Genomic DNA, 12016 nt, shown 5'->3' with positions numbered 1-12016 from the left:
GAAGGTGATCGGTAAGTGGCGAATGGGGGAAGGCGGGGCACGACGGGAGATCGAAACGCGTGCGGCTTAGCCTCCGCTGACCGGGGGGATCAGCGCCAGCTCGTCCCCCTCGCAAACGACGCGCCCTTCGGCTGCATACTCGGCGTTCACCGCAATCAAACAACTCGGCAACAGCGGGCCCAAGGCAGGGCAGGCCTCCGCAAGCGCTGCCTGAACGTCGGCCACGGTCGCGCCGATCGGGAGATCGACGACCGCTTCCCCGACCCCGGCCCGTTCGCGGGCGGCGGCGAACAATCGCACCGTGAGATTCATCGTACCACCAGTTCCGACGCCGGGCGATGCAGCAGATCGCGAACCTCCGGCATCAATCCGTACGCCAAGGCGAGCAGCTTGACGGGGTGGACCGTCGGCTTGGCGGCGCCTTGCTCCATCTGCACGCGGCAAGTGCTGCACTCGGTCGTCCCGGCATGGAAGCGACCGGTGCGCATCGCCGTCATCAGCGGCAGCCCGACCCGCAGGCTGTTGCGGTAATTGCTCCGCTTGAATCCGTACAGCCCGGCGATCCCGCTGCAACCGTGCTCCAATCGGCGGACATGCAAGTCGGGAACGAGATTGAGCAAATGGACCGCCGGATCCCCCGCGTCAAGCGCCGCCATATGGCACGGCTTGTGGTAGCCGAGCTTAAGCGGCAGCGGTTCAAAGTCGAGCCGGAGGACTCCCTGCTGATGCAGTCGCCACAGGTACTGGCATGCCTCCATGGCGTTCTGCGAGATCAGTTCCGCGTCGGCGTCGCCGGGGAGCAGGTGCAGATACTCGTGCCTGACGGCCAGGATCGCCGACGGCTCGGTCGAGACGACCGTGTAGCCTTGCCGCACCGCTTCGGCCATGACGGCGACGTTCTTCTCGGCGACGCGACGGGCCCGCTCGACGAAGCCCGCGGCCACCAGCGGCATCGCGGCCTGCTGCTGCTCGGCGGGGACGAAGACCTCGACCCCGTTGTGCTCAAGCACCGCCACGAACGCCTCGGCCAACTGCGGGTCGCAGTAGTTGGCGAACGTGTCGACCAAGATCAGCGCCTTGGGCCCTGCCGTCCGCTCGTCCACCGGCAGTTTGTGAAGCCGGCGCTGCACTGCGCGACGCAGAAACGGCTTGCGGCTGAACCGCGGCAGCTTGCGCCCTTGGGCGATTCCGAGCGTTCTTTCCAGCACCCAGCGCGACCACCGATTGCCGATCGCCCAATTCGCGAGCTGCGGCACGCGCGACGCCCACCGGCACAGGTCGTCAATCCGCGCCAACAGCGTGTCGGCCACGGGGAGCCCGTTGGTCGCCACGTATTGCGCCTTCGCCTCGACCATCAGCTTCGGGATGTCCGCCCCGGCCGGGCACTCGAGCCGGCACATGTGGCAGTGGACGCAGAGGTCGGCGACCTTCTTGGCGGCGTCTTCGAGCATGATCTCGCGGGGCAAGCTGCCGGTGAGCATCCCGCGGGCGAGGTTCGCCTTGGCCCGAGGCGACGCCTCCTCGCGCGGGGCATGGCGGAAGATGGGGCACATCCGCGTCGCCTCGTCCTGCGTGCGGCAGGCCCCGCAGCCGTTGCATGCCCGGGCCGTCAGCGCCATGTCGTCGGCGCTCCAGGAGAGTTGCAAATCGAACAGTCGCTCCGGCTCGGACGCCGACTCGACAGGCTGCGACGCCGTGACCTTTCGCAACCGATCGCTGACGCGGCGGGGGTCGATCGGCAGTTTCTTGCCCGGATTGAGGATCCCCTGCGGATCGAACAGATCCTTGAGTTCGCGAAACGCAGCCAGGCGGGGCCCGTGTTGCCGCTCGGCGAACGGCGTCCGGCTCAGCCCTTCGCCATGCTCGCCGCTAATCGTTCCCTCGAGTTGCCAGGCGTGCTCGTAGAGCGCGAGGGCGAGATCGTCGAGCCGCGCCACTTCGGCGGGAGACGACAAATCGATCAGCGGACGAAGATGCAATTGCCCGTGCGACGCGTGGACGAAGATCGAGGCGGTGACCTGAAATCGCTTGAGCGTCTCCTGGGCGAGCCGCAAATATTCCTCGAGCCGCGCGGGGGGGACGGCGACGTCTTCGACGAACGGCACGGGGCGGGTCGCTCCCCGCAGGCGGTACAACGTGGGGGTGTAGCGACGCGCGAGCTGCCACAACAATGCATCGTCGTGCGCGTCGGCCGCCAGATGGGCGTCAACCGCCAAACGCTGTTTCGTGACGAGCAAGTCGACGACCGACAAGAGCGCGTAACGCAACTCGTCGGCGGTCGATGCGGCTTGCTCGACGAGCAACACCGCCTCGGTCGCCGCGGGGATGAGAAACTCGTACCTCGGATCCGACTCGCGGGCGAGCGTCAAATGCCGGCGATCCATGAGATCGCAGGCTTGGATTTGGCGCTCAGCCAGCAGCGCAGCCGCGGCCGCCGCCCGCTCCAACGAGTTGAAGAACAGCATGACGCTGCCGGAGTAAGGCGGCAGCGGCGCTGTGGCCAGCTTCGCCTCGGTGATCAAGGCGAGCGTCCCCTCGCTGCCGACCAACAGCCGCGCGAGATCGACTCCTTCGGCATGCACGGCCTGCGGCAGCCAATAACCGCTGCGGTCGACGCAGGCTTTCACCGGGTTCGCGGCCAAGGGCTCGCGATGTTTGTCGCAGATCGCCCGCACTCCGGCAGCCAACCGCTCGGCGTGCTGCGATGCGAGGTCGTCGGCTGCTGATGGTTGAACAGGGACGTCGGCGACGTGATTGCGCCGCAGACGGACGATTTGTCCGTCTGCGAGCACGGCTTCGATTTCCAGCACGTGGTCGCGGGCCGAGCCGTACGCGGGCCAGCGGCTCCCCGACGAATCGACCGACAGCGTGCCGCCAATCGTGGTCACCTGGGCGGTGGCCGGGTCGGGCCCCAACAGACGACCGCGCTTCGCCAGAGCCGCGTTGAGTTGGGCGACGACGACTCCGGCTTGGGCGACGACCGAGTCGTCGTCGATGGCGCCGATCCGCCGCAGATAGCAGGAGAAGTCGACGACCAGCCCCCGCCCGAGCGACTCGCCGGCGAGCCCCGAGCCGGCTCCCCGGGCGTGGATCGAAATGCCATGCTCGGCCGCGTAGCGAACCGCGGCCGCGACGTCCCCCGCATGGCGAGGACGCACGACCCCGAGCGGGCGAACTTCGTAGATGCTGGCGTCGGTCGCGTAGAGCTGCGTGAACAGATCATCGCACCGCACGGACCCGTCAAGCTGGCCGCGCAAGTCCTCCTCGATGCGGCGCTGGTCAGGGTCCATGGGGGGGAGGGGGGCTGAGGGCTTAGGGCCGAGAAAGGGGCGCAAGGGATTGAGAAAGCAAAACGCGAAGCAATCAGTCGCCGATCACCCCCTACCCCTTCAACCGCGCCGCCAACTGGCGATACCGCTCATGGGTCTCCAGATCAAACGCCCCGTGCGTGTCCATTTCGGCGACGCCGCGGTAGAGGGCCCCGCAGCGGTAGCACATCAGCGCGTCGCCGACGACCAGATACAGCACGACGTCGGCCAGGGCCGTGGCGAATAGGATGCCGAAGGTCCACCACAGGTTGCCGTAGTGCCAGGCGATCGAGCTGCCGATGATGCCGATGGCCACCAGCAGCACGCCGAGCCGTTGCGGAAAGTCCTTTCGCACGAACAGGTCGGTGCTGGGGCAGGCCAAGCACCGCTGAACCCGGTCGCCGACGACCGCCCCCTCAGGGACGGCAATCGCCTGACGGCACGCCGGACAAACGAGATCCCGCGTGGCGGCGTCAAAACTCAATCGGACGACCCCGTGACATTGGGGACACGCATAGGCGACGTTCATATTCCACCGGCGCGGGCGTCGCGGCGCCCGTCGAGAACTCACGCGAGAATGGACGTACGTTCATTTCATTGAACCACAACCGCCCCGCGAAGACGAGGGGCGGGGGCGGAGGGATTATGGGACCATGGTCTCCCAGCCCCCGCCGCGTTACATCGGATACGCATGTTCCGCGGCCAGCAGGATCGACATCACCTCCCCGGTGAAGGAGCCAATGACCGCGACATAGAGAATGCCCGTCGCGCTCTGCGTGTTGGGGATCTCGAGCGTCTTGCGGGCCATCCACGCCAGGGCTGCCACGCCAATCAGTCCGAAGCCCCAGCGAATGGCCAACAGGGCCAGGGTCCCCCCGTCGAACGTCGCTCCCGACTTCCAGGAAAGACAGGCCCCAACGCTGCAGACCGCGACTTGCAGCACAATGGCCAGGACAATCAGCGCGATCAGCCGCCGCAGGGGTTCGAGCTTCATCCCGGGGGCGTTCAGATACCAATGCCCCAGCAGCATCGCGGCGGTCACGGCGCCGACCAGCAGCCCCGAGGTCGCCAAGTTGATCCGCCGCAGAACGGCGACCGCGGGGAGCGCGGCCGAACCGGCCGTCGCATCGCTGAGTTGCCAGAGACTCGCGAGCGCCGCAAACGCGACTGCGACCAGAGCAATCTTCCCGGCCGCGGGCTTCTCGTAGAGCCAACAGACGGCGCCGACGTAACTGGCCCCCGCGGCCGCGATGGCCGCCGCCATGCCCCCCGAGCCGATCGCCCCGGTCGCCAACGCGGCCATCGCCGCCAGCCCGAGCGTCACGTAGAGATGGTTGCGAAAGTAACCGCTGGACACGAGCCGCGGCGACACGGTCGCCATGCAAGCGGCCAGCCCGAAGGCCAGTCGAAGCAGGAACTGAGCGAAGAGAACCATGACGCCGCCGTCGAGCCGAGGAATCCGCAGGGAATCCCGCATGGTAAACGACGCCGCGACCAAGCGGCAGGGCCGTCGCTGCCCGGAAACAGCCGGCGACAATCAGCAGCAACCGTCAGCGAGCGGGGGCGTGAACTCGGGCTGAACGATCCGGCGGACAGAGGCCTGCAAGCCAAAGAGCTGGTCGCCTCGAGGCCGCTAACTCTGGTTGCCGTAGATCAGAGTCATGATCTCCGAGCGGCTCGATAGGTTCGAGCGGAACAGCCCCTTCATCGCCGAGGTGACGCAGACGCTCCCCGGCTTGCGAACTCCGCGAATCGACATGCAGGAGTGGGCCGCCTCGATCACCACCGCGACCCCTTTCACCTGCAGTTCCTCGACCAACAGGTCGGCGATCTGCTCGGTCATCCGCTCCTGCACCTGCGGGCGGCGTGAGACTTCCTCGACGACGCGGGCCAACTTGCTCAGCCCCACGACCTTGCCGTTCGGGACATAGCCGATGTGGGCCTTGCCGATGAACGGCAACATGTGGTGCTCGCACATGCTGTTGAACGAAATGTCCTTGACGAGGACCATCTCGTCGTACTTTTCGGTGAAAAACTTTTGCAGGTGAACCCGCGGATCGCTGTGAAGCCCGCTGAACAGTTCCTTGTACATCCGGGCGACGCGGGCCGGCGTCTCGCGCAATCCTTCGCGGTCCGGGTCCTCGCCCACGGCGGCCAGAATTTCACGCACGGCCCGTTCAATCCGCGGCAGGTCGACGATGGCGTCGTCGGCCGCTGCGGGGGGGGCGTCGTCGATTTCGCCGGAGAGGCTGCCGGCGTCGCGAGAAGTCGTGGGCATCGTGAACCTGCCAGTCGGGCGAGCGAACAACTGAAATACGGGGCCAGCCCTCAATGCACTCGAACGAAGGCTTGAAAGCCAGAGCCTGCGGCGCTCCGCAGAGAATCGCCGATGGGATGCAAGGCGTCAACCGCCGACCGTCGGCGGAGTTCACCGAACGGCACGGCGCCAGGGGCGATGATCAGCGCGGCTAGCGGGAACTGATCGGAAACCCGCGTTGCTCGACGCCAATGCGCCAGAATCTCGCCGGTCAATTCGAGCTGAATCGGGGCGGGAACCGCAACGAGGACTTCTGCGCGGCAAATTTCGGCGCCGGCGGCTGCGTGGACGCCCCCTTCGCATGGCTGCGAAGCCAGCGATTGAGCAGCTTGGCCCGGCGATCGACGTTCCCCTCGGCCAGCAAGGCGCACTTTTCCTCAAGCCCCAGCGGAGCGGCGAAGCTCACCAGATCGGTCAGCACCCCCAGGGGCGCCTCGTCGGACAGAAAACTGCGAATTGCTTCGTCGACCAGGGCGCTCCCCTGCAGCGATTCGCCGAACCGCTCAGTCAGTTCGCGCTGCAACTCCGCCCGATCGTCGTCTCCCGCGGTCGGGGCGAAATCGTCGAGCAGCTCCAGCTCGGCTCGACGAAAGGGCCGGTCGTCCGGCAGTTCGCTCACGATCCGCGCTCGCCGCATCCCCAACAGCAGGACGTTGTACCGCCCGTCGTCGAGCCGGTGATGGGTGACCACCTTGCCGAGGCAGACGTGGGGACAAACCGGCGGCCGCTCGGACTCGAAGTCGCCGGTGACGACCCCCATCGCCAACAGGCCGTCGCTGTCGAGGGCCTCGTTGAGCATCGTGCGATACCGCTGCTCGAAGATATGCAGCGGCTGCATGACGTGCGGAAACATCACCAGATTCGGCAGGGGAAACAGCCGCCCGACGCCGGAAAACGTGGATTCGTCAAAGGCGAGGTCGTCAGCGTTCCAAGGCAACATGGCGAGGGCTCGTCGGCAGGTACAGCGCGGATCGAGGGGCGAAGCGTTCGCGCCCTTAGGCGGAGTCGGCTTGCAGGTGAATCTCCGGAATCGTCTCGGGATCGACTTCGATCCCTCTCATCGCGTCGGGGTCGTCGACAAGCGGGGCGAAACAACGGTCGAACTCGGCGAGGAACTTGTCCAGATCGAGTCCCAACTGCCCGGGGCGATAGTCGGTCAGGTACGCCCGGCTCGTGCCGTACACCTTGCGGGCCCCGCGGAGATTGCCGTTGCCGAAGTGGTGCAGGGCCACCGCCGACTGGATCAACCCCTGAAAAAACTTTCGCAGAGGACCGCGATAGTCGGTCCACAACTCCTCCCACACCTCGTGGGCCTCGAAGAAGTCGCAGGCGTTGAAATGCTCGATCCCCTGCCGGTAAAGGGCGTCGTCGACGAGGGCTTCATCGGCGTCGGAGAGCGGCTCGGCAGGCATCGGCGAGGTCACCTGATCGGTGCACTTCGAGTCGGGGGCGGGACGATTGGTTGATTATAGGCAGCGGCTCGGACCTCGGCCACCAGGACCGAGGGCTGGTCACGCAGCCGGAATAATCCGCTTTCCGACGGGGCGAGCCGAGGGGACGCCCTGCGTCGTCGGAGCGACTGTTTTCGCAGGCTTGGATCAAGAGTCGCTCCCCCTTCTGGGAGAGAGCATTGGGAGAGGTGACGCCCTGCAAGAACGCCCGGGCTCTTCAACGAATTGACGAAGTCTCCGCGAGGCAGCGCCCTCCGTCAGGGCGTCCCCCCTCCCCTGCCCTGATCGCTCCGCTTGGAGCGAACTTGGCAATGCATGCTCGACACGCTTGCGAGTCCGAGCTGTTGGTCGCTTCTTCTCGTCCCTGAGACCGCAATCGCCGAGCCCTATGCCGGTCATCGGCAGATCGGGAAGCGTGGAGGCCAAGCAAATCCGGCAAACGGACTGTGGATCGCCGCCAATGCGTGCCAGCACTCGCTGCCAAGGCGCCGGTTGTGCGCTCGCTTGGCCCTGAATCGGCGGTTGACATGCGGGTTCCGTCGCCGAGAATCGTCGGGGGCGACAAGCGTCCCGGCAACGCCCGGCTCCGCGGTGAGTTCGGCATTCTGTTTCCCCAGGATCACGCTGATGCCCGCCCCCAAACGTGCTCGTGCGGCGGCGAAGGGAAAGCCCGCCGCGAGGAAAGCTACGGCAAGGAAGCCCGCGCTCGCACTTGCCGAGCGGAAGAAGCAAGCCGCCCGAGTCGTCAAGCAACTCAAGCGAGACTTTCCCGAGGTCGAGTGCGCACTGGAGCACGAGACGCCGTTCCACCTGCTGGTGGCGACGATCTTGTCGGCCCAGTGCACCGACGAGCGGGTCAACCAAGTGACCCCGGGACTCTTCAAAAAGTATCCCGATCCCGCCGCATTCGCCGCGGCGCCTCTGGCGTCGATTGAGAAAGCGGTCCAAAGCACCGGCTTCTTTCGCAACAAGGCCAAGAACATCCAGGCCTGCAGCCGGGCGCTGGTCGAAGAGCATGACGGCGAGGTCCCGCAAACGCTCGACGAACTGACTGCGTTGGCCGGGGTCGGTCGCAAGACGGCGAATGTCGTGCTCGGGACCGCGTTCGGACTGCCGACGGGGGTGGTCGTCGACACGCACGTCCAACGGCTCAGCCAACGGCTGGGGCTCACCGAATTCGCCGACGCCGTGAAGATCGAACGGGACCTGATGGAACTGGTCCCGCAAGACGAATGGATCGGTTTTTCGCACCGGCTGATCTTTCACGGCCGGCAGGTCTGTAAGGCCCGCAAGCCGGCGTGCGACGGCTGTTCCATGAAAAGTTTCTGCCCGAAAAACGGCGTCGCCGGTTAGAATAGCGGCTGTGTCAGCTCGCGGCGGACGACCGCCCCCGACGGCCACAGAGGCTTGCTCGCAATGATTCTCACTGGACCGGCGATCCTGCAGCGACTCGGCGGCGACATCCAGATCGATCCGTTCGAGCCGACGCGACTCAACCCCAACAGCTACAACCTCACGCTTCACGACGAGTTGATCGTGTACGAAGAGGTGGTCCTCGACATGGCCAAGGCCAATCGAGTGCGCCGGGTGAGAATCCCCGAGGAGGGGCTCGTGCTGAGCCCGAACCAGCTCTACCTGGGCCGGACAGTCGAGCGGACCGAGACCCACAATTTAGTCCCGCAGATCGAGGGCCGATCGTCCGTAGGTCGGCTGGGTTTGTTCGTGCACGTCACCGCGGGCTTCGGCGACGTGGGGTTCTGCGGCTACTGGACGCTGGAGATGTTCGCGGTGCAGCCGATCCGCATTTACCCCGGCGTGCCGATCTGCCAGATCTTCTATCACGAACTGACCGGCGAGATCGTCGAGTACGACAGCAAGTACCAGCACAACCGCGACATCCAGCCGAGCCTGCTCTTCAAGGAGTTGGCCGGTGCGGAAGCAAGCGACCGGCAACTGCCGCTCGACTTCGGCCTGGAACTGTCGCGCGGCTGAGGCCGCGGGGCGCGGTCGCGTCGCTACATGACGGCGAAGTAGTTTTCGACCGCGTAGTCGAAGAACTCCTGCGACATCGCCGGCTGGCGTTCGCTGTAGCGGCAGTAATTGACGATCTGCAACAAGAGGTCGCGCGGCTGGCACGCGCGGAACGGGCGGTTGACCGACCGGTAGTGGGCCTCGATCAAGTAGTCGAGCGCCGCCTGGTCGAACTTCACGTCGAGCTTCGGCGCCATGATCTCGAACAGCTTGCGAAACTCCTCCTCCGACGGGTCGATCACCTCGATCTTGTAGGGAATCCGCCGCAGGAAGGCGTCGTCGACCAAGTCGCGCGGTTCCAGGTTCGTCGAAAAAATGATGAGTTGGTCGAACGGCACCTGGATCTTCTTGCCGTTGGCGAGTTGCAGGAAGTCGTACCGTTTTTCCAACGGGACGATCCACCGGTTGAGCAGTTCGTCGGTCGTCATTCGCTGACGGCCGAAGTCGTCGATCACCAACGTGCCGCAGTTGCTTTTGAGCTGGATCGGGGCCTCGCTGACCCCGACCCCCGCGCTGGCGTTGACCTCGAGCGAGTCCATCGTCAATTCGCCGCCGACGACGATCGTGGGGCGACGAACTCGCACCCAGCGGCGGTCGAACGGGCGCTTGTCGAGCGGCCCCGTGGTCTCCTTCAGCGGCGCCGGCTCGTGGACGGCCGGGTCGAAGATCCGCATGATCTCGCCGTCGATGCAGACCGCCCGGGGGATCCAAATGCAGTCGCCGAAGGCGCGGGTGACGCGTTCGGCGATGCTCGTCTTGCCGTTGCCGGGCTGGCCGAACAGGAACATCCCGCGGCCCGAGTTCACGGCCGGCCCCAGCCGCCGCAGCATGTGCGGATTGACGAGCAGATCCTCGAAGGCTCGCTTGAGATCGGTCTCGGTCGGATGGCACTTGGTGAGCGTCTGCTGTCGGACCGACTCGACGTAGGCCTTGAGCGTCACCGGCGCAGCGCCGAAGTAGCTGCACTGTTCGGACAGCTTTTTGGCTCGTTCGCGCCCCAAGTCGGTCAGTTGGTACAGGTAGTCGTTCATCGGCGCCGCGCCGCGGAACGCCACCAATTGGGCAAGCTTCATCGCCTGCAACTGCGGCTCGACGAGGCAGAAAGGCATCGAGTGCTGCACCGCCACGTCACGGCCCGACAGGTCGCCGAACGCAGCCAGCGTTTTCAGAACGAGGTGCTCGAGCTGGCCCTCGGTGACTCCCGCCTCGTCGAGCGACTTCGGCTCGGGGGGAGTCCACTCAGCGTCTTCCTCGAGTTCCGGTACGGCGGCGACCGAGGGCGCCGCGGCAGTCGGACGGAAGGGTCGGGCTGCGTTTGCGTTGCCGCCCTCGCCCCCGACCTGCGTCAGGCGGTTGATCCGATCGAGCAGCGATTCGAGATCGTTGACCGTGCGCGCCGCCGAATCGTCGGAAGACAACGGCTCGACCGCGGCGGAAGCTGCGTTCGCAGAGGCGCTGCTCATACGCGATCCTGACCAGACAATTCGAGAGGCGATTCTGCGGGGTGAACAAGCGCGGCGCGCATGCAAAGCGGGCGGGGCGACCGCCGGAGGCGAACGATCCCGCACTGTAACTTAGGTCGCAACGTCCCCCGGGGCAAAACGGCTGCGGCGGCGTTCGCGTCGCTCGGCGTGGACCGGTTCTGCCGCCTGTACGGAGACCCGCAACTCGGGAATTTCAGCCCCGTTGTCAGGCGTCCCCCCCGAACGTGGTAGGTTTGCTGTATCGCGAGCTACGTCCCAACCGGCCCTGGTAAGCCGACCCGGAACCGCCTCGCCGCCTCCCGTCGTTCGCCTGCGCCGTCGATGAGTGTTCTCTCGCCCGCCGTCACGCTTGTCGTCCCCTCGCGGTCGGTCAAGCACCAGGAAGCGCTCGAGCGGTTGTTCACGCGCGTGTGCGAACTGTCGGCGTTGCCCGGCGTCGCCCAGCGGGTGCTGAGCGTCGCGGGAGACGAACACGCCGACGTCGAGGACCTGCTGCACGTCGTCGAACAGGACCCGACCCTAGTCATTCGGATCCTCGGCAGCGTCAACTCCGCGTATCGCGGACTGCGCCAACAAGTCGGCGATCTGCGTACGGCGATCGCCCTGCTCGGGTTCCGCGAGGTGCGCAATCTGGCGATCACGGTGTACGTGGCGCGGCTCACTGATTCCGGCGAGCCGTATCGCAACTACTCTCGCACCGGGCTGTGGCGGCACTTGGTCGCCGTCGGCGAAGTGGCCCGCGTCATCTCGAAGGTGTGTCGCCGCGCCGAGCCGGAAGAGGCCTTCCTCGCCGGACTTCTGCACGACATCGGCACGCTGCTTATCGACCAGTACATGCGCCCGAACTGGCGACGCGTCCTCGACATGACCGACGAGGGGATCGAAGCGATCGAAGCCGAACGGCACGTGCTCACGTTCTCGCGGTCCGATCTCAGTTCGTACATCGCCGCCAAGTCGCTGTTGCCGCGACGGACGTGCGACGCGATTGCGTACCATCGCGAACCGAGCCAATTCCGGGGCAAGGATCGCGAACTGCTCAACGTGATCTGTCTGGCCAACTACTTGACCGAGCTGCGCGGACTGACGGCGATTGGCGTCCCCGAAGCCGTTCCGCCGGGAGACGACGTCTACTACGGTTTGGGGTTGCGAACGGAACAGATGTCAGAGTTGTTGCAGGAACTGGAGCCCGCCCTGGCTGCCGCCGAGGCGCTGGCCGGCATCTGACAGATTCGCCGGGCGCGTCGTTCGGCGCAATGCGCAGCAGTCGAGCGGAACGAGCGTCTCGTCCCGCTTTCTTGCTCAACCGCCAAAGCGGCAAAGCTCCACGAGCGCAACCGCAGCTAAACGCAACGCAGCGCGGACGACGTCACGTCGGTTTTCGTTCATCTGCGGTTGGCGTCGCTTGACGCCCTGCAATCCCCTGCC

11 protein-coding genes are annotated in these 12016 nt (G+C 65.9%); 3 read left to right on the top strand and 8 right to left on the bottom strand.

Going from position 1 to position 12016, the window contains the following annotated elements:
• Nucleotides 1-66: 66 nt before the first annotated feature.
• The 7 genes from KF688_05455 to KF688_05425 form a co-directional block, all read right to left on the bottom strand.
• Nucleotides 67-312 carry a MoaD/ThiS family protein gene (locus tag KF688_05455; protein ID MBX3425108.1) on the bottom strand — a complete coding sequence of 82 codons (246 nt, stop codon included), beginning with the start codon at nucleotides 310-312 and terminating at the stop codon, nucleotides 67-69.
• A complete protein-coding gene (locus KF688_05450; GenBank protein MBX3425107.1) occupies nucleotides 309-3290 on the bottom strand; it encodes an anaerobic glycerol-3-phosphate dehydrogenase subunit C in 2982 nt (993 codons plus the stop codon). Before KF688_05450 ends, KF688_05455 begins: the two co-directional genes overlap by 4 nt.
• Nucleotides 3291-3381: 91 nt before the next feature.
• Nucleotides 3382-3837 (bottom strand): hypothetical protein, encoded by a 456-nt coding sequence (locus KF688_05445; GenBank protein MBX3425106.1) that lies wholly within the window; start codon nucleotides 3835-3837, stop codon nucleotides 3382-3384.
• A gap of 147 nt (nucleotides 3838-3984) precedes the next feature.
• The gene (locus KF688_05440; GenBank protein ID MBX3425105.1) at nucleotides 3985-4743 is read right to left on the bottom strand and encodes a hypothetical protein; all 759 of its coding nucleotides are present in this window, start codon (nucleotides 4741-4743) and stop codon (nucleotides 3985-3987) included.
• A 198-nt stretch (nucleotides 4744-4941) separates the two neighbouring features.
• Nucleotides 4942-5586, bottom strand: a complete 645-nt coding sequence (folE, locus tag KF688_05435; GenBank protein ID MBX3425104.1) for a GTP cyclohydrolase I FolE — start codon at nucleotides 5584-5586, stop codon at nucleotides 4942-4944.
• A 250-nt stretch (nucleotides 5587-5836) separates the two neighbouring features.
• Nucleotides 5837-6565, bottom strand: a complete 729-nt coding sequence (locus tag KF688_05430) for an LON peptidase substrate-binding domain-containing protein (protein ID MBX3425103.1) — start codon at nucleotides 6563-6565, stop codon at nucleotides 5837-5839.
• 55 nt (nucleotides 6566-6620) lie between these two features.
• Nucleotides 6621-7037: a DUF309 domain-containing protein gene (locus tag KF688_05425; GenBank protein ID MBX3425102.1), complete on the bottom strand. Its 417-nt coding sequence runs from the start codon at nucleotides 7035-7037 to the stop codon at nucleotides 6621-6623.
• Between the two features lie 666 nt (nucleotides 7038-7703).
• Between KF688_05425 and nth the strand changes: the two genes are divergently transcribed.
• Nucleotides 7704-8429: an endonuclease III gene (nth, locus tag KF688_05420; protein ID MBX3425101.1), complete on the top strand. Its 726-nt coding sequence runs from the start codon at nucleotides 7704-7706 to the stop codon at nucleotides 8427-8429.
• Between the two features lie 63 nt (nucleotides 8430-8492).
• Entirely contained in the window at nucleotides 8493-9068 is a 576-nt protein-coding gene (locus tag KF688_05415) for a dCTP deaminase (protein MBX3425100.1), read from the top strand.
• Between the two features lie 23 nt (nucleotides 9069-9091).
• Here KF688_05415 and KF688_05410 read toward each other — a convergent pair whose 3' ends face one another.
• Nucleotides 9092-10276: an AAA family ATPase gene (locus KF688_05410; GenBank protein ID MBX3425099.1), complete on the bottom strand. Its 1185-nt coding sequence runs from the start codon at nucleotides 10274-10276 to the stop codon at nucleotides 9092-9094.
• 636 nt (nucleotides 10277-10912) lie between these two features.
• Here KF688_05410 and KF688_05405 point away from each other — a divergent pair.
• A complete protein-coding gene (locus KF688_05405) occupies nucleotides 10913-11815 on the top strand; it encodes an HDOD domain-containing protein (GenBank protein MBX3425098.1) in 903 nt (300 codons plus the stop codon).
• The last annotated feature ends 201 nt before the right edge of the window (nucleotides 11816-12016 follow it).

This window comes from Pirellulales bacterium, assembly GCA_019636345.1.
Taxonomy (GTDB): domain Bacteria; phylum Planctomycetota; class Planctomycetia; order Pirellulales; family Lacipirellulaceae.
Note: the sequence above shows the minus strand (reverse complement) of the source record. Positions and strands in the feature narration are given on the sequence as shown.